Source organism: Bifidobacterium sp. B4111, assembly GCF_026537235.1.
Classification (GTDB): domain Bacteria; phylum Actinomycetota; class Actinomycetes; order Actinomycetales; family Bifidobacteriaceae; genus Bombiscardovia.
The window spans coordinates 151,439-176,693 of the sequence record NZ_JAFNMO010000003.1; the positions used below are offsets into that span (position 1 = coordinate 151,439).

At 60.9% G+C, this 25,255-nt stretch carries 17 protein-coding genes; 5 read left to right on the top strand and 12 right to left on the bottom strand.

Annotated elements, in window-relative coordinates; translation table 11 throughout:
* The first annotated feature begins 57 nt into the window (after positions 1-57).
* The gene (locus J3T93_RS06830; protein ID WP_267431069.1) at positions 58-1,647 is read left to right on the top strand and encodes an NAD(P)/FAD-dependent oxidoreductase; all 1,590 of its coding nucleotides are present in this window, start codon (positions 58-60) and stop codon (positions 1,645-1,647) included.
* 59 nt (positions 1,648-1,706) lie between these two features.
* Here J3T93_RS06830 and J3T93_RS06835 read toward each other — a convergent pair whose 3' ends face one another.
* Positions 1,707-2,369 (bottom strand): TetR/AcrR family transcriptional regulator, encoded by a 663-nt coding sequence (locus J3T93_RS06835; protein ID WP_267431070.1) that lies wholly within the window; start codon positions 2,367-2,369, stop codon positions 1,707-1,709.
* Between the two features lie 222 nt (positions 2,370-2,591).
* Here J3T93_RS06835 and rho point away from each other — a divergent pair, with 222 nt between their 5' ends.
* Complete coding sequence (gene rho / locus J3T93_RS06840; RefSeq protein WP_416378834.1) at positions 2,592-4,454, top strand: transcription termination factor Rho; 1,863 nt, start codon at positions 2,592-2,594, stop codon at positions 4,452-4,454.
* Positions 4,455-4,897: 443 nt separating this feature from the next.
* Positions 4,898-5,254 (top strand): chorismate mutase, encoded by a 357-nt coding sequence (locus J3T93_RS06845; RefSeq protein ID WP_267431072.1) that lies wholly within the window; start codon positions 4,898-4,900, stop codon positions 5,252-5,254.
* A gap of 135 nt (positions 5,255-5,389) precedes the next feature.
* On the opposite strand, the gene J3T93_RS06850 is transcribed toward J3T93_RS06845, so the two are convergent.
* The 5 genes from J3T93_RS06850 to J3T93_RS06870 form a co-directional block, all read right to left on the bottom strand.
* Positions 5,390-10,714, bottom strand: a complete 5,325-nt coding sequence (locus J3T93_RS06850) for an InlB B-repeat-containing protein (protein ID WP_267431073.1) — start codon at positions 10,712-10,714, stop codon at positions 5,390-5,392.
* Between the two features lie 413 nt (positions 10,715-11,127).
* Positions 11,128-13,869 (bottom strand): valine--tRNA ligase, encoded by a 2,742-nt coding sequence (valS, locus tag J3T93_RS06855; RefSeq protein WP_267431076.1) that lies wholly within the window; start codon positions 13,867-13,869, stop codon positions 11,128-11,130.
* A gap of 44 nt (positions 13,870-13,913) precedes the next feature.
* Positions 13,914-15,446 carry an ABC transporter substrate-binding protein gene (locus tag J3T93_RS06860; protein WP_267431077.1) on the bottom strand — a complete coding sequence of 511 codons (1,533 nt, stop codon included), beginning with the start codon at positions 15,444-15,446 and terminating at the stop codon, positions 13,914-13,916.
* 10 nt (positions 15,447-15,456) lie between these two features.
* The gene (gene nth / locus J3T93_RS06865; protein ID WP_267431116.1) at positions 15,457-16,104 is read right to left on the bottom strand and encodes an endonuclease III; all 648 of its coding nucleotides are present in this window, start codon (positions 16,102-16,104) and stop codon (positions 15,457-15,459) included.
* 61 nt (positions 16,105-16,165) lie between these two features.
* Entirely contained in the window at positions 16,166-16,996 is an 831-nt protein-coding gene (locus tag J3T93_RS06870) for a winged helix-turn-helix transcriptional regulator (protein WP_267399295.1), read from the bottom strand.
* Between the two features lie 159 nt (positions 16,997-17,155).
* On the opposite strand from J3T93_RS06870, the gene J3T93_RS06875 reads away from it, so the two are divergent.
* Positions 17,156-17,818: a hypothetical protein gene (locus tag J3T93_RS06875; protein ID WP_267399296.1), complete on the top strand. Its 663-nt coding sequence runs from the start codon at positions 17,156-17,158 to the stop codon at positions 17,816-17,818.
* 1 nt (position 17,819) lies between these two features.
* Here J3T93_RS06875 and J3T93_RS06880 read toward each other — a convergent pair whose 3' ends face one another.
* From J3T93_RS06880 to J3T93_RS06905, 6 genes are all read right to left on the bottom strand, one after another.
* Entirely contained in the window at positions 17,820-18,383 is a 564-nt protein-coding gene (locus J3T93_RS06880; RefSeq protein WP_267399297.1) for a manganese efflux pump MntP family protein, read from the bottom strand.
* A gap of 217 nt (positions 18,384-18,600) precedes the next feature.
* Complete coding sequence (locus J3T93_RS06885) at positions 18,601-18,915, bottom strand: addiction module antidote protein (RefSeq protein WP_267431117.1); 315 nt, start codon at positions 18,913-18,915, stop codon at positions 18,601-18,603.
* Between the two features lie 48 nt (positions 18,916-18,963).
* Complete coding sequence (locus tag J3T93_RS06890) at positions 18,964-19,281, bottom strand: type II toxin-antitoxin system RelE/ParE family toxin (protein ID WP_267431078.1); 318 nt, start codon at positions 19,279-19,281, stop codon at positions 18,964-18,966.
* Positions 19,282-19,421: 140 nt separating this feature from the next.
* Positions 19,422-20,066, bottom strand: a complete 645-nt coding sequence (locus J3T93_RS06895; protein ID WP_024626892.1) for a DUF421 domain-containing protein — start codon at positions 20,064-20,066, stop codon at positions 19,422-19,424.
* A 3-nt stretch (positions 20,067-20,069) separates the two neighbouring features.
* Positions 20,070-20,516 carry a DUF3290 family protein gene (locus J3T93_RS06900; protein WP_121915011.1) on the bottom strand — a complete coding sequence of 149 codons (447 nt, stop codon included), beginning with the start codon at positions 20,514-20,516 and terminating at the stop codon, positions 20,070-20,072.
* A gap of 148 nt (positions 20,517-20,664) precedes the next feature.
* Positions 20,665-21,156: an inorganic diphosphatase gene (locus J3T93_RS06905; RefSeq protein WP_101432914.1), complete on the bottom strand. Its 492-nt coding sequence runs from the start codon at positions 21,154-21,156 to the stop codon at positions 20,665-20,667.
* A 157-nt stretch (positions 21,157-21,313) separates the two neighbouring features.
* Here J3T93_RS06905 and J3T93_RS06910 point away from each other — a divergent pair, with 157 nt between their 5' ends.
* The gene (locus J3T93_RS06910; RefSeq protein WP_267431079.1) at positions 21,314-25,204 is read left to right on the top strand and encodes an LPXTG cell wall anchor domain-containing protein; all 3,891 of its coding nucleotides are present in this window, start codon (positions 21,314-21,316) and stop codon (positions 25,202-25,204) included.
* Positions 25,205-25,255 lie beyond the last annotated feature (51 nt).

Below are 25,255 nucleotides of genomic sequence, written 5' to 3' on the forward strand. Positions count from 1 at the left end.
ACTGGGGACGAGCCAGGTACAGTTGTGATGATTTCATACCGTTTTCAGGAGGTTGGCATGGAGCGCAAACAGTCCGTGATCGTCATCGGCGGAGGGCCCGCCGGCTTGACAGCGGCATGGGAACTGGTCAAGGACGGCGGCGACGAGCGCTATGACGTCACTGTGCTGGAGGCCACCAACGCCTTTGGCGGCATCTCCCGCACGGTTCGACACAACGGCAACCGCATGGACATCGGCGGCCATCGGTTCTTCTCCAAGGATGACCGGATTATGGACTGGTGGAAGGATGTCCTGCCTCTGCAGGGCGCACCCTCCTATGACGATAAAAAACTTGGCCGCCACCACGACCTGGAGCCCGGCGGCCCCGACCCGGAGAAGACCGACCGGGTCATGCTCAAGCGTCACCGAGTCTCCAGGATTTATTGGAACCACCACTTCTTCGACTATCCCATCTCCTTGTCCGCAAACACCCTCAAGGCCATGGGTTTCAAGCTGACCATGCAGGCCGGATTCAGCTACCTGAAGTCCGTCGTCCACAAGCTGCCAGAGGACAACCTGGAGAACTTCTATATCAACCGGTTCGGTCGCAAGCTTTACTCCATGTTCTTCGAGGGCTACACCGAAAAGCTTTGGGGCCGCCACCCCCGCGAGATCAGCGCCGACTGGGGTGCCCAGCGGGTCAAAGGGCTCAGCATCATGGGCGTGCTCAAGAACGCCTTCCAAAAGCTGCTGCCCAAGAAGCGCGATGCCCACCAGGTCGAGACCAGCCTGATCGAGGAGTTCTGGTACCCCAAGCTGGGTCCAGGGCAACTCTGGGAAACCGTGGAGCGTCGCAATGTGGAGCATGGAGTCCACGTGATCACCGATGCACGTGTGATAGGACTGACTCAGCAAGACGGCCACATGACTGGTGTGATCTATCGCAATGCTGATGGCAAGGAGGTGACCCTGCAGGCTGACCAGATCATCTCCTCCATGCCCATCAAGGACCTGGTGGAGGCCATTGCCCACGAGGAGCCGTCCACCGACAAGGAGATGGTCAGAGTGGCTCAGGGCCTGCCCTACCGCGACTTCGTGACCGTTGGCCTGCTGGTCCGTCACCTGCGCATCCGCAACACCACCTCCATCAAGACCCTGGGCGACCCGCCCATCGTTCCCGACTGCTGGATCTACGTGCAGGATCCCGGCTACAAGATGGGCCGCATCCAGATCTTCAACAACTGGAGTCCCTACATGGTCAAGAATGTGGACGGCACTGTCTGGATCGGCCTGGAGTACTTCTGCAAGGAGGGTGATGACTTCTGGAGCATGAGCGATCAGGAGACCACTGACTTCGCCGTCAAGGAGCTGACGCGAATGGGCATCATCAACGGATCCGCCGACGTGCTGGACTCGCACCGGGAGAGGGTTTTCAAGGCCTACCCGGCCTACTTCGACACCTACGCCCAGATGCCGGAGCTGGTCAAGTGGCTGGATTCCTTTGGCAACCTTTACTGCGTGGGCCGCAACGGGCAGCACCACTACAACAACCAGGACCACTCCATGGCCACATCCATGGAGGCCGTGGCCAACATCAGATCGGGGCGTGCCGACAAGACCAACGTCTGGAACGTCAACACCGAGAAGTCCTACCACGAGGAGAAGTAGGCAGACTTCGGCCTTCGTTTCCTTTAAGCCTCCGACCGTATGGTTGGGGGCTTTGTCATTTACGACAGGGCAATGGCGGGTGCCTTCAGGGGCAGGCCCAGCAGCTGCGAGAAGAAGGCCACGCTCTCGCGGACACGTTGGCGGACCGCCTCTCTGATGTGCGGGTGACCTGCCGCCCTTCTGCCATTGCTGACGATGGACGATAGCCCGTCGGCCATCAGCCAGGCCACACTGCGGGTGCCGGCTGTTTGGATCAGCTGGGTCTGCGGCAAGCCCCCCTGATCCAGCCAGCGGTCCAGGGCCTTGGTCAAGGGGTCGATGATTTGCCTGACGAAGCCCTCCATCACATTGCTGTTGGTACTCAGGTAGTTGTACCAGTTGGCTTTGTCCGCGAAGATGACATCCATCTTCCAGATGGCCCTTATCAGATGCGGGCAAATGTCGTCCAGCGCCTCTTGAACGCTCAAGTCTGGGTCCTGCAGAATGTCGACTACATGGTCCACGTAGGAGGCCAGGTAGGTGCGTGCGCAGGCATCTACCAGGTCGTCCTTGGATTTGAAGTAGTAATAAAAAACGCTCATGCCCACGCCCTTGCCGTGGTTCATGGCGCGGATTACGTCGCGCAGGGAGGTGTTTGCAGCGCCTTTCCGGTCGAAGACCCGCATGGCGGTGGTTACGAATTCGCTCCGCCGTTGCTCACGCAGAGATGATCGGTTATTCATATGCTCAGTCTAGAGGCTTACCCATGAATTTCTGGACACGCGGGCCGATTCTTGCGCCGGTCGGCCGCACGTTGTAGGCTTATGGAAGTTCGATAAGCCGAGTCGGCATCGAATTTTCATGAGCGGTACCCCCGCACTATTCTCAAGCTATTTGCCTAGCCTAATTAGGCATAGCGAAGGAAAGGCATTACAACAGTGGCAACAAGCCAAGATATTCATTCCATGAAGCTGCCCGAACTCAAGGAATTGGCCAGGCAGCTGGGGTTGCGCGGTATTTCCGGCATGCGCAAGCCGGTCCTGATCGAGACGATCGAGGCGGCACGCTCGGGCGGCAAGGCCCCTGAGGGAGTAACCGTTGGTAAGCCCAAGGCTGCGGCCGCCGTGGCTAAGGGGGGCCAGGCAGCTGATCAGCAGCAGCCGACAGGGCAGGAGGCAAAGCCCGCCGCAGAAGGCGGACAGGAGATCACCGATACCAGGGAATCCGAGGAATCCAAGGACGGTCGTCCTGTCGGAGACCTCTTCGATGTTTTGGGCATTGACGATCATAAGAGCGGCCATAATAGCGAGCACCGGAACCGATTCCCCCATACCGTGGCCGATGAGGAGAACGTGGTCATATCCCGTCGCCGTCACCGCAACACGGATTCATCTCGAGGCTCTCACACCAACCGCAGCCGGAGCGAGCGTGAGCATGGCGAGGAGCGCGAAGGCTCCGGCTCAGTGCGCAATTTGGACGACATTCTGGCAGCTCTGCCCTCACGGAATGACCGCCCTCGTCGGCGCAGCTACGAGGATCACGGCGAGGAAGGGCATGACTACCGTCACAACGGCTATGATCGCCGGAACCGGGGCGATCGCAACGACCGCAACGACCGTCGCAACCGCAACAACCATCGCAGCAGCGGCCGGGATCGTGACTATGAGCCCAGGGAGAACTTCAAGCCCGAGGACCTGGTCCCCGTGGCGGGCATTGTGGATGTGCTGGACTCCTACGCCTTCGTGCGCACATCCGGCTACCTGCCCGGCCCAAACGACGTCTACATCTCCATGGGCCAGGTCAAGAAGTACGGCCTGCGCAAGGGCGATGCCGTGCATGGCTCCATCCGTCCCCCCCGCGAGGGTGAGCATCGCAACCAACGGCAGAAGTTCGTTCCTCTGCAGGCCATCGACTCTATCAACGGCATGAGCGTGGAGGACGCTGCAGGGCGCCCTCACTTCAACAAGCTGACCCCCCTCTACCCGCAGGAGCGCATGCGGATGGAGACCCAGCCCAAGAACATCACCGGTCGTCTGATCGACATCGTCGCCCCTATCGGCAAGGGCCAGCGCGGCCTGATAGTTTCGCCTCCCAAGGCTGGCAAGACCCTGACCCTGCAGTCCATCGCCAACTCCATCACCGCCAACAACCCAGAGGTGCACCTGATGGTGGTCCTGGTGGACGAGCGGCCCGAGGAGGTCACTGACATGGAACGCACGGTTCAGGGCGAGGTCATCTCCTCCACCTTCGACCGCCCCGCCAGCGATCACACCACCGTGGCCGAGCTGGCCATCGAACGGGCCAAACGGCTGGTGGAGCTGGGGCAGGATGTGGTGGTCCTTCTGGATTCCATGACCCGCCTGGCCCGCGCCTACAACATCTCGGCCCCCGCCTCCGGCCGCATCCTCTCCGGCGGCGTGGACGCGCAGGCCCTCTATCCGCCCAAGCGCTTCTTCGGCGCCGCCCGCAACATCGAGAACGGCGGCTCCTTGACCATCATCTCTTCGGCCCTGGTGGAGACCGGATCCAAGATGGACGAGGTCATCTTCGAGGAGTTCAAGGGCACAGGCAACATGGAGCTTAGGCTGACCCGGGATCTGGCTGACAAGCGCATGTTCCCCGCCATCGACATCAATGCCTCCGGCACCCGGCGCGAAGAGCTGATCACCGCGCCCGAGGAACTGGCTGTGGTCTACCGGCTGCGTCGTCTCCTGGGTGGCATGGAGACCGAGCAGGCCTACCAGACTCTGGTGCCCAGACTGAAGAAGACCGCCACCAACCGAGACTTCCTGGCAGCCATCAACCAGTCCATGCTGGCTCAGAAGTGACTCGGGCCTGATGACTGATTCGCCCGCTGGGCCCCATCCGCGACTCATTTCGCGGATGGGGCCCAGCGTATATGCAGTGATGCAAGGCAACGGTACCTTTCAACGGTTTGGCCCATTCGGATTCTGTCTGCTGTGATTTTCGGCTTTTTGTCTGACGGCCTTAGCTGGAGTGGGCTCATGGATTGCGGTTGCAGTTCGACCGGTTGATCCTGCAGGCGATCAGGCAGCGACAAAGACTGACAAGCGCCGTGAGGCGGCGGGTGCGGCCATCTTCATATGTTAAGGAATTCCTCTGCCGCGCATTCGGCACCTGCATCGGTGGGCGTGCGCGGATGAGCATCCCCCTGGAGCCTGTGTGATCCGCATGCCGAGTCAAGGCCGGTCTCGGAAAGGAGGAGCGGCTGAGGATGGTCGTCTGAAGCGTTTGATTAGACTGGTGACCTATGAGCGAAGCGAATGTGGAAACGGTGATCGATGATCAGGCGCGGAAGGGGGGAGCCAAGGCCGAAGCCGCCCGCCAGGTGGCAGAGCTGCGTGCTGATGTGGACACCATCGATGCTGCCATTATTGCCATGCTGGCTGAACGGTCCAGAGTGACGCGTCGCATTGGGCTTCTTAAAGCCCGAGCGGGGTTCGCTTCGGCGGATCTACATCGTGAGGCCGCCCAGGTGGCGGTCTTGCGAGGCAAGGCTGATGATTACGGACTGGACCCGGATCTGGCCGAGGCCTATCTTCATCTGGTGGCCGATGCCGCCAAGCGGTGTCACGAACGGCTGGCCGGCCAGGTTGGTTCACGCTGAAAGAGCCCATCATGCGATGATGGTCGTGGACATGGGCGAGCTCCTGTGCCCTCGGCCACAGTACCGAGAGCAAGACAGGTTCGTCTTACCAGCAAGTGCCAGGAGAACCCCCCCCCCCTCAGGGACCTGCTCTTGTCAAATGCCAGCCGTGGTCGGACCCGCGGCTTCCTGATGCTGCCGCCTTGCCGCCAGGACTGTTGCCGTCACGAATAGTCCGACAAACAGTATGACGAGCAGACCCCGGCTGCCGGTCAGCGGCAAAATATCCCTATAAGTGAAGGTCAGCCTCTCGGTCTCCGGACTGCCCTGGCCGATGTTCCAGGTGATGTTGACCGTTGTCGTGCCTGCCTTGAATGCCGGAGCGTAGAAGGTCCAGACATTTCTGGATTCCCATGTGTCCGCTCCGCCGTTCCGTTTCAGCTCGAGAACCTTTGTGGTATGCGGATCCGTTCCGACCGTGACTGCACTTACTGTGAACTGGGGCGGGCAGACCAGCGTGGCCGCTTTGATGCTGGCTGTGTCGGAACCGATGCCCAGCTGTTCGCCGTTGTTGTCTCCCCAGGCGTAGGCCTTGCCGTCTGAGTTGATGACCAGGGCCTGTCGTTCGCCTGCGCTGATCCGAGTGGTGTTGCTGTCTGCGTTCGCCACTTGAGCAGGGATTCTGCTGATCGGCCCCGCGATGGAGACATTGCCCAGGGCGTTCTGACCGTTGTTTCCCCAGCTGTAGATCCGTCCTCCGCCGTCGATCCCCAGGCAGAACCATCCTCCTGCGCTGACCTGGATGGGGCTGAAACCATCGCTGCTTCCGTCGGGGTCGGCCACCAAGGTCGGCACGGCGGCATCGTTGGTGTCTCCTGTGCCGAGGCGGCCGTCTGTATTTGCGCCCCAGGCGTAGGCCTTGCCGTCTCTGCCAATGGCCAGCGAGTGGGAGCCTCCTGCGCTGACTTGGGTGGCAAAGAAGCCTGCTGACCCGTCCCCGTATTCCAGGGGTGAGGACACGGATGTGGGAGCAGCCTTTGACGCCTGTGCACTGTTGCCCAGCCTGCCGCTATTGCCGTATCCCCAGGCGTAGACTTGTCCGCTCATGTCGATGGCCAGGGAGTGCTGGTATCCTGCACTGATCTGTCTGGCGTGAAAGCCGCTGGCGCCATTGCCTACATTCACCGATACGGGGGATGGGGCATTCCCTGTCGTCTTGCCGTCGCCCACCTGACCGCCGTTGCTCCTGTCACCCCAGGCGTAGACCTGATGATTCTTTCCAATGGCCAAGGAATGGTATCCCCCCGCGCTTACCTGCGTGTAGGTGAAATCCTCGTCGGCATTGGCTGGTTTCCTCACTAGGACGGGCACCTTGCTGCTGTCTGTGGTGCCGTTGCCGAGCTGTCCATTGCTGTTGCTCCCCCAGGCGTAGGCGTTCCCGTCGCTGCCGACGGCCAGAGAATGGTTCTTGCCAGTGCTGACCTGGGCGAAGCGGATGCCGCGCTGCGGAGGTGGAGTGATGCTGACCTGGTATCCGCCAGTGGACGGGTTGCCGGCCGGGTCGACAGTCATCCGGGCTGAATGTGTCCAGTGTGCGACCAGGGTCAGCGGGCTGGTGACCGGCTTGCTGAAGTCGTAGGCCACCCTGGAGCTGCCATCGGCGTCTTTGACAAACCAGCCGTCGAACTGGAAGCCTGCCTTGGCCAGGGTTTGCCGAGGCACCAATTCTCCTTCCTTGATGTTCTTGCTTGTCCATGCCGCTCCGGTGCCTCCGGCTGGCTCGAGCGCAATGAGCTTATCGACCGGATCGAAGGTGTAGCTGAATCGCTGTGTCTGCTTTGAGCCCCCGGAATCCCCGGCGATGTTCCAGGTGATGGTGAAGCTGGTGGGGCCGTACGGGTAGGCGGGCGTAGTAAAAGTCCAGTCCTGATTGTCATTCCAAGTGTCTCTGCCTCTCTGGGCCAGCTCCTTGGCCGGCCGGGCACCGCTCGCCATGTTGCCGAAGACGACCTTGGTGAGGGTGATTTGCGGCGGTTGCGTGGTGCCGGGCCGTGTGGAGGATGAGTCTCGTCCGAGCTGGTTGTAGTAGCTGTATCCCCAGGTGTAGAGCAATCCGTCGGACCCAATGGCTGTCTGGTGATGGCTGGAGGTGGATACGGAGCTGGCTTTCACAGACTGAGCCAAGACAATGGCAGTCGGGCTGATCTGCCATGCTGCTTCTTGGCTTGAGCCGTTGCCCAGCTGACCGTAGGCCTTTTTGCCCCAGGTATAGATCCTTCCGCTGTCATCTATAGCCTCGGATCCATCGTCGCCGGCGCTGATGGCGGTGATGTTGACAGCGTCGCTGCCGAAGCTGACTTCGACAGATCCCTTCACGCTTTCATTGGTATCTGCAGAGTGGCCGATTGCGGTGCCGGAACCCCAGCCGTAGACATCATGGTCGGTATCCAGTGCTAGCACATGCTGGTAGCCAGCGCTGATGGCTATATAGAACCGGTCGTCATGCTGCCCTGTGTCCAGGTCTCGGACACGTGCCGGCGTTGGGCTGTCATTGATGGTGCCGTCGCCGAGCTGTCCCCTGCTGTTTTCGCCCCAGGACCAGGCATGGCCCTGACTGTCCAGCGCTGTGCTGGTGGTGAAGCCTGCGCTGATGGCGGTGATGCCGGACAGCGACGTTACCTTGGCGGGCGAGGGGTGACTGTCGTTGTCCGAACTGCCGTTGCCGAGCTGTCCCCGTTGGTTGTCACCCCATGTGCAGACCGTTCCGTCCTTGGACAGGGCCATGGCGTAGGTTCGTCCTGCGCTGATGGCGGTGATTTCGGCATCGCCCGTCTTTGCCCTTGTCGGTTCGGTGGAATAATCCTCGGCGGAGCCGTTGCCGAGCTGCCCCTTGCCGTTGCTGCCCCAAGTGTAGACCGTGCCGTCTGAGGCCAGGGCCATGGAGTAGGCATCACCTGCACTGACGGCTGTGAAGGTCTTTCCTTTTACGGCATCATTATCGGTGATCCGCACTGGTGTTGCCGCCGTGCCAGTGTCCTTGCCGTTGCCCAAGGTTCCGCTGGCCTGGCTTCCCCAGGCATACACGTGCCCGTCAGAGCCCACGGCCAGGGTGTGGTAGCGGCCTGTGCTGACCTGCGCGAACCGTACCCCTTTGGGTTTTGGGGGAGTCAGGGTGATTGTAGAGCCCCCGGTGTCATCGCCGTGGAGGGCGTCCGCTGTTTTCCATTCGGCATTCGACGATGACCAATGGGCTTTCAGGTTCAGTGGTCTGGTGACCGGCTTGCTGAAGTCGTAGGCCACCCTGGAGCTGCCATCGGCGTCTTCGACGAACCAGCCGTCGAAGACGCAGCCTGACTTGGTCACGGTGGGGGGCGAAGCAAGCTGGCCTGCAGTTACGGATTGATTGGAGGTCTGTGAGCCTCCGTCCGAATCAAAGACGATCTTCTGCGCAGTGGGTGTGAAAGTATAGTCGGCGATGACTTGCCCCTGCTGTTTTGCGCCTCCGATGGCCCATTGTCCATCATTGATTTTGATCTTGGTGGTTCCGTAAGTGTGGTGAGGGGTGGTGACCGTCCATTGGCCATTCGCGCTCCATGTGTCGTCCGAGGCTCGGCTGATCGGGGTGCTGCTGTCGGTCTTGGCTACATCGGTTTTGCCGAAGCGCAGCTTGGACAGGTCTATCTGAGGGGGGCTGACCAGTGTAGGTTTGGTCTGCGGGCCGGACGCAGGCCCATTGTCGCCTTCTCCAAGTTTGCCGTTCCTTGCCTCCCCCCAGCTGTAGGGGAGTCCGTCGGAGCCGATGGCCAGGCTGTGTCGGCAGACATCGAATGCAGCGACTGTGGCGCCCGTCAGGCTCACCTTGGTCATGGCTGATTTGGGGCTTGTCGTTCCGTCGCCCAGCTGACCGCTGGAATTGCTGCCGAGCATATACAGGCTGCCCGCAGAGTCGATCACCGCAGAGGAGAAATCGCCGGCGCTGACTGCGGTAGGTGCCGCTGTCCCCGCAGGCAGACTGATCTGGCTGGGGTGAAAGGCGTGAACGCTGTCGACATCGGTGTCGCTTCCCTTGGTCAGCGGATAGCCCCAGAAATACACCCCGCCCGCCTTGCTCAGCGCCAGGACATGCAGATACCCTGCATCGATGTCGGTATAGACAGTGTCATCCTCGGTTCCGCCCTGGTCTTTAAGAATGCGTGTGGGCGTGTAGACGCCGCTGGCTGCGTTGCCAGCTGTTCCGTTGGCCAGCTGGCCTCCCTGGTTGCGGCCCCAGGCATAGGCATGGCCCTGGCTGTCCAATGCCGTTTGGAAATCGTATCCGGCGCTGATGACTGCGAAGGTGATGCCGGATGGTGAATGGACCGCGGCGGGCGTGGGGTTGGCGTTGACGCCGGACAGCCCATTGCCGAGCTGGCCGTATTCGTTGTCCCCCCAGGTGTAGATCGTGCCATCCGAGGCCAGAGCCATGGCATGCCAGTACCCGGCGCTGACGGCGGTGATTGTGGCCCTGAGGTTTGCCTTCACCGGTTCGGCGGAGTCCGTGGTGGAGCCATTGCCGAGTTCGCCGCGGCTGTTGTTGCCCCAGGTGTAGACCGTCCCGTCAGAGGCCAGGGCCATGGAGAATGTGGTTCCTGCGCTGACGGCTATGAAGGTCTTGCCTTGTATGGCTGCATTGTCAGTTATCCGCACCGGTGTGTCTGCATTGGTGAGGGTGCCGTTGCCGAGTTCGCCCTTGCTGTTGTCGCCCCAGGCGTAGATGTGGCCGTCTGAACCCACGGCAAGGGTGTGGTCGTGTCCGGCGCTGACCTGTGCGAATCTGACCCCTCGGGGCTTGGGCGGAGTCAGGGTGATTGCGGAGCCCCCTGTGTCTTCGCCGCTGGCGTCGGCTGTTGTCCACCGGCCATCTTTGATCGGTGACCAGTGGGCTGTAAGCGACTGCGGGCCGGTGACCGGCTTGCCGAAGTCGTAGGCCACCTTGGAATCTTTCAGGAACCAGCCGTCGAAGAGGCAGCCCGACTTGGTGACGGAGGGAGGGGATGCCAGATGACCTGCGGTTACCGACTGGTTCAAGGCTGGTGAGCCGGGAGCCTGCGAGCCTCCGTCCGGATCGAAGGTGATGGCATACGATGATGAATCCATAGTTCGGGATGGCTTGTCTCCGCGCGGCCTGTCCTTGAACGATTCGTCCGCCCCTTTTCCGCTCAATGGTTGGAGGGCCTTGAGCGGGGAAGGATTGCCGCTGGCCAGCGGAGACGGCCAGGCTGTTGGGGTCAGGGCCCTTGCCTCCGCCGCCCTGCCTGGGCCCATGTTGCTGTATTGTCCGGGGGAGGGCGCTCCGTCCTCAGCCGTGCCGCTGCTCCCCGCGGTAGGCGCCGGCGCCATCTCGTCGGTGGATGCGTACGCCCCCGTTGACGCTCCGACCAGCGCCAGCCCAACCATAGCCGTCAATGCCATCAGTCTGCGGATGCCATGATCTTTCCCCACTTGAATCTTCCTTCTCCCAGTGTGCCGACTCCCCAGGCCAAGGCCCAAAACTGCGTCGATGCACACCGATTAAAGCCCCTATACACGTTCAACCTTAGCATTGCAATCAATGGCAGGATCGGGGTGTCGTATTCAGGCTCTTGCACCGCTGCAGGGCAGCCTGCAGCTGACCCGACCCTTGACAATGGAACAGGGATGAACGCTGATCAATCCTGTTGTTCCTGTATGCTGCAAGTCGCGGTTTAAGGAAGGGCCGAGGATGTAAGGATTGTGTTCCGTCTCTTGTGCGAGCGGCAATCATACGCTCGGCATCGCGGATTGTTATGATGGCCGCCCTGGAGACGACGATGTCTTCAGGGCGGCGGCGGGTGGCCAGGGCCGAATCGCTTCGGTTGCCTTGCGAATCCTGGAGCTTACTTGCGAGGCTTCTTGGCCGGAGGCTCGCCCAGCTGGCTGGCAGTCACACGGATGCCGGCCTCATCCTCGGCGGATCCCATCCCTTCGGGCTGGTTGGCTTCCTCGGCCAGTTTCAGGTTTCCAGTGACCCTGCCTGCTTCGGCTATATCTTCCAAAGCGTTCTTCACAGCTTCCAGGCCCTCCGGTGCCACGCTGAGAGATGCGGAGAGGATAGGGGTCCTCATGGAGACCTTGGCCTCTGACTTGATTCGCCGCAGGGATGCCAGGGCGCTTCCTGCCCAGGCCAGAAGGGCTGGGTCCTGGCCCTGGGCGGCAGCCAGGTATGTTTCCGGGTGAGGCCAGGAGGCCCGGTGAACTGAACCGTCCCCCTGGTGCATCCACTGCCATGCCTCCTCGGTGGCGAAGGGCAGGAAGGGGGCCAGAAGACGGTCAAGCGCATCCAGGACCAGCCCCAGGGTCGTGCGGGCGCTCAGCACCTGGGCATCATCGGGGATCCTGCCTGTGGCGTCAGCGGTTCCGTAGGCCCGGTTCTTGGCCAGCTCGATGTAGTTGTCGCAGAAGTCCCAGAAGAAGGATTCGGTCACCTCCAGGGCCTTGGAGTGCTCGTAGGATTCCAGGGCCTTGGTGGCCTGGTCGATCACCCTTGCAAGGCCGGCCAGGACCGCGCGATCCAGCGGGACCGTGACGCCGGCAGGATTCCAGGTGGTCTCCGCTGCCTGGGTGACCTTATGGTTCTCGTCCTCGCGGCCGATGGCCAGGGCGAACTTGACGGCGTTGAGAAGTTTGACGGCCAGACGGCGGCCTATCTTCATCTGCCCCTCATCGTAGGTGGCGTCCAGACCCAGCCGGGCGCAGGATGCCCAGTAGCGCACGGCATCGGCGCCATACTTTTTGATGGGTTCATCCGGCACTACTACATTGCCCTTGGACTTGCTCATCTTCTTATGGTCCGGGTCCAGGATCCATCCCGACAGGGTGGTGTCGCTCCAGGGCAGGCAGCCGTTCTCCAAGTGCGCCCGGTCTATGGAGCTGAAGAGCCAGGTGCGGATGATGTCCTGGCCCTGGGGTCGCAGGTCCATGGGGAAGGTAGCCTTGAAGAGGGCCTGGTCTTTCTCGCTCGGTTCGGCCCAGTGGGTCACGATTTGAGGGGTCAGGGAACTGGTGGCCCAGGTGTCCATGATGTCCTTCTCGGCCGTGAATCCGCTGGGCTGGTCGCGCTGAGACTCTTCGAAGCCTTCGGGCACATCAGTGCTGGGATCAATGGGGAGCCTGTCCTCGGCCGGGGTGATGGGATGGGCGTAGTCAGTCTCGCCGTTCTCCTTTACCGGGTACCAGAGGGGGAAAGGAACTCCGAAGAAGCGCTGGCGGGAAATCAGCCAATCGCCGTTCAGGCCCTCGACCCAGTTGTTGTAACGCACCCGCATGAAGTCCGGATGGAAGTTGAGCTCTCTGCCGCGCTCCAGCAGCTCCTGGTTCAGTTTCTGGTCAGTGCCGCCGTTGCGCAGATACCATTGACGGGAGGTGACGATCTCCAGGGGTTTGTCGCCCTTCTCATAGAAGTTGGTCATGCGCTTGGTGGGCTTGGGCTCGCCGTCCAGGTCGCCGGACTCGCGCAGGGCGTCCACGATGATCTTGCGGGCTGAGAAGGTGGTCTTGCCTTCGGTCTGCTTGAAGATTCGCCGTCCGCCTTCATCGGTGATCCAGTCAGGCACATCCATGACGATTCGACCGTTGCGCTGGATGATGGACCTGGTGGGCAGGTTCAGATCCCGCCACCACTGCACGTCGGTTACGTCGCCGAAGGTGCAGCACATGGCGATGCCGGCGCCCTTGTCCATCTCGGCGGCGGGGTGGGCCAGAATGGGCACCTCTACCTTGAACAGGGGGGAGTAAACCTTCTGCCCGAAGTACTTCTGATAGCGCTTGTCGTCAGGGTGGGCGATCAGGGCGCCGCAGGCCGCCAACAGCTCAGGCCTGGTGGTCTCGATGTATATTGGCGCGCCGTCCGCAAACCGGAAGGCCACCCGATGGTAGAAGCCGTCGTACTCGCGCGACTCGAGCTCGGCCTGGGCCACGGCGGTCTGGAAGGTCACGTCCCAGAGTCCGGGGGCCTCCTTCTGATAGGCCTCGCCCCGGGCCAGGTTCCGCAGGAAAGCCTTCTGTGCCACCCGGCGGGGATGCTCGCCGATGGTGTGGTAGGTCTGCGACCAATCCACTGACAGGCCCAGCGACCGCCAGAGCTGCTCGAAGAGCTTCTCGTCCTCGGTGGTCAGTTCTTCGCACAGTTCGATGAAGTTCTGACGGGAGACGGGCACCTGGTCCTTGGCGCTGATTTTCTTGCCCTTGGTCCCGTGGAAGGGAGGCTTGAAGTTCGGATCGTACTTGAGCGAGGTGTCCACGCGAACCCCGTAGTAGTTCTGAACCCGCCGCTCAGTGGGCAGGCCGTTGTCGTCCCAGCCCATGGGGTAGAAGACGTCGTATCCCTGCATCCGCTTGAACCGGGCGATTACGTCGGTATGGGTGTATGAGAAGACGTGCCCCACATGCAAATGCCCCGAAACCGTGGGCGGCGGGGTGTCGATGGAGTAGACGCCGGAGCGCTCGCGGGTGTTGCGGAAGCGGTAGACGCCGGACTCATCCCAGTCGCGGCACCACTTTTCCTCCAGGCCATCCACGCCCACCCTGTCAGGTAGGGGGGTCAGATGGGCATTGACGATTCCTTGGTGTTCAGCAGACATACCAGCATTTTATGGACGAATGGTGACAAGGAGTCCCGGTTTCCTCAACCCTTGATATGCAGGTTCCACAGGGGCAGGTAGCGGTCCAACAGCGAGCTGGGCATACCCTGGAGTCGGGGAGCGCTCAGGACCAAGGGTGTGCGCTCATAAAGCCAGTCGCTGGGGGAGAGGTCGCTGACCTGTCGGGCGAAAGCCCGTAGCCGTTCGGCATAGGTATTCTGGTCGGTGCTGGCCTTGACCTGCTTCCAGGATTCCTGGACCTCGGTGTTGTCGAAGAGCATGGTGGCGTTGGGGTCGGCGAAGCGGCCGATGTCGTCATTGTTCATGATCAGCAGGGCCATGTCGTAGTCGTGACGGGTGAGCACCTGGTCGCGGAATGCAGCCTGATCCACCATGGAGACCTGGGTGGGGATGCCCACCGCCTTCAGCTGCGTGCTGATCAGATCGCCAACTTGGCTGCCGAATTCCTGGGGATAGACCAGGCGCAGGCCGCCGTGATAGTAGGACTGGGCATAGTAGGAGGCTCGACGAGCCGCTTGGACACGATCGAATGGGAAGGCCTGCAGACTGGGATCGTAGCCTGGGCTGAGCGGGTTGAGTGGTCCACCTAGCGCCTTGGCTGCGCCGCCTTCCAGATCGGCCAGCGCCTGGCGGTCCAGGGCGTAGCGAACGGCCTCGCGCACATGTTGGTCGGACAACAGACTGGATGCCTCGTTGTTGAAGGCCAGGACCACATTGTTTGAGCTGGGTGTTGCTGTCGGAGCCTTACCAGCCTGCTTGGCGGTAGCCGGATCCATGTCCACTACAGCGTCCAGACGTCCCTGGTTCAGATCTTTGACGGTCTGCTCGGGGCTTCCGGCATAGCTGAAGATGACCTTGTGGATGGCGGCCTTGTCCGGGCCCCGGTAGGACTTGTTGGTGGTGAGGGTCAGGCTGGCTCCCGGCTGCCAGTCATCCACTTGATATGGGCCTGATCCGGCCGATTGGGTGGAGTAGTTGACGTGGGCCTGGCGATCGTAGACAATGCCGGCCCGACCGCTCAGAGCGGTCAGCAGATGGGCATCCGGGCTCTTCAGTCTGATCACCAGGGTGGCATTATCCGGGTTGGTGACCCTGGCCAGGCCATCCAGGTCCTGGTGGCCCTGATACTGGTGGTCGAGGATCTGCCGCAGGGACCAGAGGGCATCCTCTGAGGTCAGCTGGCGTCCGTCGGCGAAGCGGGCATCATTGCGCAGATGAAAGGTGTAGAGCAGCCCATCGGCGGAGATCTCCCAGTTCTGGGCCAGTCCAGGAGTCGGCCGACCTTGGGCGTCGGGCCTGGTCAGGGTCTGGTAGACGTTGCCCATCAGGGCCTGGTCAGTGGCCTGACCGGGCTCGGTGCGGATGTCCAAGGAGACCGGAGCCTGCCGGGCCCTGATGCGCACTACCTGGCCCGAGCCTCCAAGGTTCCAGGGCAGCCGCCAGCCTCCCTGGCCAGTCAACAACGGCCAGGCCATGTAGGTGCCCGCGGTCAGGACCGCCAGTACCAGGATGAAGATGATTCCGGAGCTGATTCGTCTGTGTCTGCCGCTTGCCATGGTTTTGATTCTATCGAGAGGTCGGTCCGGCCAGGAGCTCGGCGCTGGGACATGTCTCGGCCAGTGGGCAGTGCAGGCAGTCAGGTTTGCGGGCGTGGCAGGTAGCCCGGCCGTGGAGGATCAGTCTGTGCGATAGATTGGTCCAGTCCTCGGGCGGGAAGCAGTCGCAGATCTCATGCTCGATCTTCACCGGATCGGGATGGGTGCTGCGCCAGTCGGTCCGCCAGCGCAGGCGGCCGGTGACCCGGGTGACGTGGGTGTCCACAGGGAATCCAGGAATGTTGAAGGCGTTGCCCAGGACCACGTTGGCGGTCTTGCGCCCCACACCAGGTAGGCTGGTCAACTCCCCCATGGTCTCAGGGACCTTTCCGCCGTAATCCTCGGTCAGCATCAGGGAGAGCCCCAGCAGGTGGCGGGCCTTGGCGTGGTAGAAGCCTACCGGATGGATGATGGCCTCCAGCTCGGTCGGCTGGGCCTGGGCCATGGTTGCAGGGTCGGGGTAGCGCTCGAAGAGTTCGGGGGTCACCGAGTTGACCCGCTTGTCGGTGGTCTGGGCGCTCAGGACCGTGGCCACCAGCAGTTCGAAGGGGTTGCGGAAGTGCAGGGCGCAGACCGCCTCGGGAAAGACTTGGCAAAGGATGCGGTATTCCTCGTGCATGCGGGTCAGGCGCTGGGCTTTGCTCTCCCTGCCTTGGGGGTGCTTTCGATTGGATGATGCATCAGTCACTATGATCGGTTTTTTTCTTCTTGGCATCTTTGGATTGTTCGGACTGGCTGTCATTTTGCTCGGCGGTATCCGGTTCGCTTCCTGCATCTGTCGTGGCCTTGGGAGCCTGGGCCGTTCTGGCCGATGAGGGCGGGTCGAACCGGTATCCCACATTGCGGACCGTGCCGATCAGGTGCTCGTACTCGCTGCCCAGCTTGGCCCTGAGCCGCCGCACGTGTACATCCACCGTTCTGGTGCCGCCGTAGTAGTCATAGCCCCAGACCTCCTGGAGGAGCTGTGCCCTGGTGAAGACCCTGCCGGGATGCTGGACCAGGTATTTGAGCAGCTCAAATTCCTTGTAGGCCAGGTTGATGGGACGGCCGTGTATCCGGGCCGTGTAGCTTTCGGTGTCCACAACCAGGTCACCCGAGCGAACCTGGCCAGTGGGCACCTGATCCTCCGCCTCTTCCGGCTGGGCATCCGGCTTGCGCGTCGGTGTCACGCGCTGACAGACCAAGCGCAACCGGGCCTCGACCTCGGCGGGTGATGCGGACTGAATGATCACATCAGCTACACCCCAGCTGGCATTGACCACGGTGAAGCCACCCTCGCTCAGAATCAGGATGATGGGCGTGGACAGGCCCGAGGCTCGGGTCAGGTTGCAGAGGGTCTTGGCCTCGGCCAGGTCGTCGCTGGCATCGATCAGCAGAACGGTATCCTCGGGCATTCTTACCAGGGATGCGGCGTCCAAGGGCAGGACGCGCACTCGATGGGAGAGCAGGGCCAAGGCGGGCAGAACCGATGCCGGGTCATCGGCGCAGGTCATCAGGGTCAGATCCGTCACGGGGTACCTTCTTCCCTGTCCGTTCGTCCATAGCGGTGGATTCGTTGAACAGTCGTCATCATTGTACAATCGGCCCGTCACAGGGGCTCCGAGTTCTCAGGATGGCCTTGCCCTAGGATGTGACGTATGGCTCCCCGACGGGGACAGGCAGGAGGACCCATGGCGCAGACCGTAAAAGAAACCCGGGATGGGCGCGCGCCCGCTCTGACGCAGTTGGTGGCCCTGGCGGCCCTGATCCTGCCGGGCGTGGCGACGGGCTTGCTGGCCGCTCCTCGGGTCGCTCGATGGGTGCAGGCCGTTCTGGTTTTGGTGCTGGCATTGGCCCTGTTGGCCTCTTGGCCCCTGGTGGGCAAAGGCATCCGACCCGGTCCTGACCGAGCCATGTTCGGCCTGCTGACCTTGGTCGCTCTGGTGCCGGCCCTGGTCGTACAGGGGCCTGGTGCCCTCTGGGCCTGGCTGACGACTGCGGCATTCCTGCTGGCCCTCCTGGCCGTGTTCATGTTTGTTCGGCAGATGCTGCGTCGGGACAGGCGGATGGTCATTCGGGGCATTTCTGCAACCGCCATGGGCGGGGTGACCGCCGTCGCTGCCTCGGGGTGGGTCTTCCTGCCAGAGCTGATCAGAGGCCTGCGACCTGACCTGATGCTGATCCTGGTGGTGCTTGTGGCCTTGCTGCTGCTGGTCGGGTTGATGACTTCGGGCTATCACTGGGCCCAGGAGGCAGCTGATCGGCGTGGGGCCGTTGGCCTGGCGCTGATGTCGGTTCTTTTGGCCGGATCCATCGTGGCCCTGTCCGTCATGGTCTTGCAGACGACGTTCTGAGTCAGGCATTCATCAGGTGATCCAGAAGGATCTGGATGCCCATGACAATCAGAATGATGCCGCCTGCGATTCTGGCAGGCTTGCGCCAGCGGGACCCGACCGCGTATCCGATGCGCAGCCCCAGAATGGAGGCCGCCGCCGTCACCAGCCCGATGACCAGTGCGGACAGCCAGATGTTGATGCCCAGCAGGGCCAGACCCGCGCCCACTCCGAATGAGTCGATGCTGGTGGCGATGGCCGCAGGAAGCATCTTCCGCCAGGAGAAGTTCTCCTCGCCGTCCGCTCCCTCCTCCTTGCCGTAGACACCCTCTCGGATCATGTTGACCCCGATGGCTGAAAGGATGCCGAAGACAATCCAGTGATCCACAGCGGCCAGGGAATCCTGCAGCATGGAAGCGGCGAAGTAACCTAGCAGGGGCAGCAGAGTCTGGAATCCGCCGAACCACAGCCCGACCAGCCAATGGTGGCGCGCCCGCAGTCGGTCCACGGACAGTCCCTTGCTGATGGAGACGGCGAAGGCATCAGAAGATACACCTAAAGCGATAAACAACAATCTCAAGAACACGGCATTCCTTGAAAGGGTTCATCCCTGGTGGGATGGGCCTCGACCAGGTCTCCTCAAACCCGCCTACGCCTCGGGAGCGTCGAGCGCGGAACTGCCGATTGGAATCGGCTTTGAATTCGTTGAACGTCGTTCACATGCTACGCCATAACAATATGGACACAGATTTTACTTGTCAGCGCTGTGATAATCAAGCATGACAGGCTATCCGATCGGCCCCTTAGTGAGCCATGGTCACAGTCAGACTGCCCCCTGCCGCATGGACGGCGCTGATGACCGTGCTCAGTGCCGGATTTCCTTGATTGCTCAGGGCCTTGTAGATGCCCGACCGGGATCGGTCGGCATCAGAGGCGATGGCGCTCATATGCCTCTGTGCTCGTGCCACCTCACCGAGTGCATCTGCGATGATGGCAGCCCCCTGCCGAGAGGTTTCGGCCTTGTCGGCCTCCTCCATGGCAACCTGCAGGTAGCGGACGGCTGTTTGCTCGGTATGTATATGGTCGCCTGCATGAAATTCCCTGATCTTCAACGTCATCACGACTCTGTCCTTAATGTGGTCCGTTTGTTCCCCATCTGGATGCCGTCAGCTCTCCAGATATGACTTCCACAGATGTTTTGCCCGGTCTATGTCCCTCTTCTGGTGAGTCTTGCTGCCGCCGCAAAGCAGCAACACGACCTGTTTGTTCTTCAGTCCGAAGTCGGTGCGGTAACCCGGACCATTGTGAAAACGCATTTCAAATACGCCTTCTCCCACAGTCTTCCAGTCGCCTAAAAGGTGTCCGGATCGTTTTACTTGTTCCCATCGGTGTAGGATGCGGGCTGCCGACTGAGTGTCTTTCAACTCATCAATCCACCGGCTGAATTCCTCAGTCTCCAGTACCTCAATGATGGATAAGGGCATGGTGTCGCTTTCCCCTCTTATTTCGAGAAGATGCGTCCCATTCCCCACAAGAAAGTGTACACTACAGTGTACATTGCAACAATTGTTTATGACACCTGAATGTCGAGTGATTCGCGAATGCTGTAGTCAGTTTTCGAGTACTACTGATCCTGGTAGGTGACGGCGTAAAACTCGCCGTTCTGGAAGCGGGCCATGTACACGTCGCTGACCTTGTCTATGCCCTGTTTGGCCAGTTGCTCATTGAGCCAGTCCTCGTCCCGTCCCATGGTATCCAGCACGTCGGGATTGACCCGTCCGTCCATGACCACCGGATAGCGCACGTCCTTGTCACCCTCGGAGATGATGGTCAGGCTGCCGTTCTGTTCGACGATGCCCCGCTTGACGTCGCGGATGTCGTTGATGCCCTTGGTGCGCAGCTTGAAGTCCACCTCCTTGGCTGTCAGGTTGACCTTGAGACAATTTTGTACCAGCAGTTTGCCGTTTTTGATGATGGTGACCGGTTCGCCGTCGATGTACTTGCCCACTGCATGGATGTGGGTCTTGGCGTATCGGGTGATGAGGATCAGCGCCGCCCATATCAGCAAGATGACGATGTACTGGGCCATGGAGATGCTGTCGCTGTAGATGACCCCGCCGATGATGCCGCCCAGGACGTAGTTCTGCAGCTGGTCCATGGGTGAGGTGGGCGCCAGATTCCCCTTGCCGGTCACGTTGATGAGCAGGGTGATGAAGAGCAGCCCGACGATCAGCTTCAGGGCCACGTTGACGTAGAAATTGATATCCATGGGTCACTCTCCGATCACGGTGATGTCTGGGTGGTACAGGTCGGCGCGCTGCAGCAGGAACTCGGAGCCGGAGCTGTTGAATACCAGGGTGTAGTAGCCCTTGGGGGTCTTGATGATCATGTCGTTGTTGCGCGAGGTGTCGTTGATACTGATTTGCTCAGGCTTGACCTTGAGTTTGGCAGCGGATTTGTCGATGACGGTGGTCAGCTGACCGCTCTGCAGGCTGGCTGTGCGCAGATTGGTGTAGTCGCTGTACTGGATGGCCGCCGCCAGCAGAAGCAGGGTGGCCAGGATGATAGACAGATCCTTGTACTTATGGTTCCAACGGTGGCGGGAGTACATGAACAGGAAGAAGAGAAAGGCCAGGGCCAGAACGACGACCACGATGATCCTGATCATGGTCCAGTTGGTCTGCCCGCCCTTGAGGTATTGGTATGTATAGAAAGTCATAGCCGCTCCTGCCCTTGCGCACACCCGCAATTGGCAATCGTAGACGGCCAGACGTGTTTTGGGAGGATTTGGGCATGCAAAACCCCGGTTCAGGCGCTCGATTGGGCCCTTGCCGGGGTGGTTGTGACCGCTAGTCGGCCCTGAGAGGTCAGTGCTGTTCGGCCAGGCGCTGGCGTGCAGCCTTGATCTGGGTCTCGGCGGCCTCCGCGTTGGTCCAGTAATCGCCGGGCATGACCTCCTTGCCCGGCTCCAGGGCCTTGTACTGCTCGAAGAAGTGCTTGATCTCCTGCTTGTGGAAGTCGGAGACGTCATCGATGTCCTTGATGGCATCGAAGCGCACATCGGCGGGCACGCAAAGGACCTTGTCGTCCCCGCCAGCCTCGTCGACCATGTGGTAGAGACCCACGGCGCGGCATTCGACGATGCAGCCCGGGAAGACCGAATCGGGAATCATGACCAGGGCATCCAGGGGATCGCCGTCCTCGCCCAGGGTGCCGTCGATGTAGCCGTAGTCGTCGGGGTAGCCCATGGAGGTGAAGAGGGTGCGGTCCAGCCTGATGTGGCCGCTGTCGTGGTCCATCTCATACTTGTTGCGGGAGCCCCGAGGAATCTCGACCAACACGTCGAATGTTTCTGCCATTGTCCTGTCTCCTTTTCGGTCTGGACGGCATAGGAATGTCTCATACACAGCATAACCGTCCCGGGGCACATTCGACCACAGTGCTTCGCTGACGCTCACGCCTGCTCGGCGGCCGTTCATACTCGATTCATGGGGTGGGCGAAGAGTGAGGACAAGTATGAACAAGCGCAGATGGACGGGTCTGCTGGCGGCCTTGGCTGCACTGGCGACGCTTGTAGGCCCGGCGGCCCCCGCCATGGCCGGCGGCGGATCAGGACATTCCGGCGGTGGTGCTGAAGGCAATGGCCGGTTTTGGCAGGGCTGGACCTACAAGGATGACGACCATGGCTCCTTCGGTGGCTATGAGATTGGCAGCATCGACAGGGCCTTCTCCAAAATGGGGATTGTGGATGGCGGCAATGCCACCACTGCTCGGGTCAAACGCCAGGCTCTGGATGAGGCCAACGGCAACTGCCAGGCACGCTTTAACGAGGCCCATGCCGACGAATCCGGACAAAGCCACTGCCGGGTGACCGGCGTGGGTGTGGTCACGGGCTATCGCGGCTCTCAGCGGGTCTTCGATGGGGTCAGCATGGCCATCCACAGCATATGGATGGACAACTGGCGAAGTCAGGTGGCCAACCGTACCTTCAGCAACCGCGGGGTGACCTATCGGACCGGCGAACCTTTTTGGGACCAGCCCGGAGACAGCCTGGACAAGTTCGCCGACATGTATGCCGGCAACGAGCACAGCATCTCCCTGGTGGTCTTCATGCTCAATGACTATGAGCCTAAACCGGCCGATCTGCCGCCGAATCCACCCGACAAGAAAGTGGATCCTGGCACCAGCGCGGATGGGATGACCAACCGCACCCGCATCGAGACAGGAACCGGTCGGGGCGGCCGCGAGTTGACCTTCAGCGATGTCTTCGATCCCCAAGGCAAGCAGTACCGTGTCACCGGGCAGAAGGTCAAAGACCTGACCAGCGGTGAGGATCTGACCAGCAAATTCGCTTTCAACACGGCCGATGGAAGCAGACCGCCCGGCAATAGGGCTACAGCCACCTGGAAGGGCGGGACTCTGCCTGAGGAGCATCAATGGGTATGGCAGCTGGATGTGACTGTCGAGCAGCCGGATATCGGGGTCATCCTGGACTGTGGAAAAGTCCGTTGGAAGGGCACCGTCCGTCAGGTTGATCAATCGACCCCTGAACGCCGCACTCCCACCTGGAAGCCCAGACCAGACAAATCCTGGATTCTGCGCGATCCTGCTACCGGGCTTTGGAAAGCAGTCGTCGACCCTCAGTGGACCAACAAAACCGGTGCGGATGGACATGCCTTTCTGGACGGCGACAGAGTGGGGTCGGTGGTCAACGCCACTGCTGAAGCCCATCTGATTGAGGCTCCTAAGGTTTTTACCCTGACTGACGACTGGAGCGCTGCCGACTATCTGGTTGATCAGGATGGTGCTCGGGCCATTCGGATTTTCGAGGCCAAGGCCAAGGTGGATGCAGATGGGCACTACCGCCGAAGCAGCATCCAGGACATTGTGAACAAGGGCAGGGATGTGACCGATCGTTTCGAGATCAGCGTGACCGGCACTCGGGCGCGTGTACAGGCCAAAAGCGGATGGCTGAAGGGTCTCAAGGGGATGGAGGATCCTAGGCAGGTCACCATGCTGGTTCCTTTTACGGTTCGCTTCGCCAACGGCGGTGGTGCAGCCAAGGTTCGCAAGGATCTGGGCGGAACATCTGACCAGGAACTGACTTTCTGCAAGGCCCCGAACGGCCATGGCAGCCAGGGCGCGGCGCTGACCAACTCGGGTTCCCAGACTGTCAACACGCAGAGCGTACAGACCAACAAGCCGGGCATCTGTGGATACCTGCCTCCGGTGCGCAAGGATGTCATTTCGGAGGCCGGCCAAGGCGGGGAGCAGGCCAGCGTTGACGGCAAGGTGGTCTTTCCTGGTCAGAGGCTGGAGTATCAGCTGGACACCCAGCCCAGCCTGCCCGACAATCTGGCCTATCCTGTCAAATCAATCATCCTGACGGATGTCTACGATCGCTGGTTTTTGCCCGACAAGCAGACTCTTGAAGTGACTGACCTGCAGAGCGGCGACGTCATCGCCAAGACCGGATACGCCACAAAGTGGAAAGACAAGGAGCACAGCCTTCGGATGACCATCACCGACCCCGCCCGGATCAGCCAGTGGCGTGCCGGGGGCAATCCCAGGATCCGTCTGCGTTTTGAAGGCAGGGTTGATCCCAAGGCTCCAACGGATCATCGTGTAGGCAATCAGTGGGTACTGACGCTGAACAACTCGTTGACCCCCTCCAACCAGGTAAGCAATCCACTGGCTGACTTCCACCCCTCAAAGAACGATGTCAGCGCACATGATCCAGGAGTCAGCATCGACGGCAAGGTGCTTTTTGTGGGCGACCGAGGGGCCTACCGGATCAGTCTGGACGCCCGTCGCAAAGACACCGCCTATCCGGTCTGGCGGCTGGGTATGGCGGATGCCTACGACGCTCGTCACCTGGATATCAATTCCAAACATATCGAGGTTTTGGGTTCCGACGGCCGCGATTACACCAAGGCTTTCAATATCCAGGTTGAAAACGGTGTAGTCCTGGTCTTCGCCAAAACCGTGGATACCTATGTTCCTGCCACCGGCGTCACACTCAAAGGGGATCCCCAGCCTACCGATCTGGCTGCCTATGCTGCTGCCCGCGGTCATAATCCCCTCAGAGAGCCGGCTATTGACCAAGGACTGCTGGGACGCACCTACGATGTGGTCCTGCCTTACACGGTCATCCGCGCAGAATCAGGTTATGTAGTACGCAACCAAGCGACCCAGATCGTCAACGACCTGCATAAAGCGACCAACGTGGTTACCAATCCGGTCAAGTTGCTCAATCCCGCCAAGGATGTGGTGGTCGCCGTGGGCGGGAAAAGCGCACATGGCGGCAGTATCTACCGCGATCGGCTCTTCCTCTATCGCCTGGACTCCAGTCTGCTGCCGGCCGGAAGGGCTTACCCGCAAGTGAAAACCTGGCGGATTGAGGATCGGCTGGACCCCACGGTGGATCGATTCACTGGCCATTGGGCCGTCTACGCAACCCAGGACCTTTACGAGAACGGGCACATCCTGATTCATCATGGACAGATTATGGCTGGTTCGGACATGTCTGCAGACATTCATGGCGATCCCTTGTTTACTATGACTGCGGATCCTGCAGGCCTGGTCAAAGTGGAAGCCACACCTCGATATTTGGTCTTGGTCAGCGCTTCAGGCGACCGCCCGATCGGTTGGAGGGCCTACCTGCAATGTAGGCGGCTGAAGAACGTGGAACGTCATGAGAACCGATTCGCTGAGTTCTATCAGGACAAGACCCTGGTCTCCAACACAGTTTGGACCAGAACGCCCGATATGACCCCGGCTCTGCATATCGAAAAATTTGATCAGGCTGGTGGCATGCCCATGGGTGATCGGGATCAGCCGGAACAGGCCCTCCGGACCCATGAGGATGTCGCCATTGTTTTCCGAATCATCAATGATTCCCCTCGCGATCCCGGCGATGGGACCGGAGCCATCTTCCCCGCCCGGCAACTCCATTTGGAGGATCAGACGGTCGTCGGTCAGGGACGGGTGACCGGGATCCGCTATCCCGACAACTGGTCGACCCTGATGCTCCGACCTGGCCAGTCTGTAGACGTGCATGCCACAGTGATGGGCATATCAGGTAGGCACACCGACAGGGCTCGGGTGGTAGGCAGTCCTCTGGTGCCCTGTCCAGTGCAGGATCAGGCCTCCCTGCCTCAACTGGAGAATGGCCAAAAGGCATCTGGGCGAGCGGATTCGCACGGAGTGGTAGTCGATGGTCGCCGGCTCTGTGCCGATCGATCTGTCGAATCCAACAGTGATGACTGGAACGCTCTGAAAGTCGCGCTGCCTAAGACCGGATCTGCGGTGGTGCTTCCCCTGGCCCTTGCCACTGCGGCGGTCATGACTGGGCTTATCATCTTCCGCTTGGTCAGACAGATGTCCGCCAAAAACCGCGAGAGGTAGTGATCCTGGAACAGGCGAGTGTTTAGCTGATGTTGCTTAGGAAGTTTCATA

Bases quoted from the DNA above. Each gene is read 5' to 3' on its own strand.
- J3T93_RS06910 (WP_267431079.1), top strand. From the start codon at position 21,314: ATGAACAAGCGCAGATGGACGGGTCTGCTGGCGGCCTTGGCTGCACTG.
- J3T93_RS06895 (WP_024626892.1), bottom strand. From the start codon at position 20,066: ATGGATATCAATTTCTACGTCAACGTGGCCCTGAAGCTGATCGTCGGG.
- J3T93_RS06830 (WP_267431069.1), top strand. From the start codon at position 58: ATGGAGCGCAAACAGTCCGTGATCGTCATCGGCGGAGGGCCCGCCGGC.
- valS (WP_267431076.1), bottom strand. From the start codon at position 13,869: ATGTCTGCTGAACACCAAGGAATCGTCAATGCCCATCTGACCCCCCTA.
- J3T93_RS06845 (WP_267431072.1), top strand. From the start codon at position 4,898: ATGAGCGAAGCGAATGTGGAAACGGTGATCGATGATCAGGCGCGGAAG.
- J3T93_RS06905 (WP_101432914.1), bottom strand. From the start codon at position 21,156: ATGGCAGAAACATTCGACGTGTTGGTCGAGATTCCTCGGGGCTCCCGC.
- J3T93_RS06885 (WP_267431117.1), bottom strand. From the start codon at position 18,915: ATGACGTTGAAGATCAGGGAATTTCATGCAGGCGACCATATACATACC.
- nth (WP_267431116.1), bottom strand. From the start codon at position 16,104: ATGCACGAGGAATACCGCATCCTTTGCCAAGTCTTTCCCGAGGCGGTC.
- J3T93_RS06900 (WP_121915011.1), bottom strand. From the start codon at position 20,516: ATGACTTTCTATACATACCAATACCTCAAGGGCGGGCAGACCAACTGG.
- J3T93_RS06835 (WP_267431070.1), bottom strand. From the start codon at position 2,369: ATGAATAACCGATCATCTCTGCGTGAGCAACGGCGGAGCGAATTCGTA.
- J3T93_RS06860 (WP_267431077.1), bottom strand. From the start codon at position 15,446: ATGGCAAGCGGCAGACACAGACGAATCAGCTCCGGAATCATCTTCATC.
- J3T93_RS06875 (WP_267399296.1), top strand. From the start codon at position 17,156: ATGGCGCAGACCGTAAAAGAAACCCGGGATGGGCGCGCGCCCGCTCTG.
- J3T93_RS06890 (WP_267431078.1), bottom strand. From the start codon at position 19,281: ATGCCCTTATCCATCATTGAGGTACTGGAGACTGAGGAATTCAGCCGG.
- rho (WP_416378834.1), top strand. From the start codon at position 2,592: ATGAAGCTGCCCGAACTCAAGGAATTGGCCAGGCAGCTGGGGTTGCGC.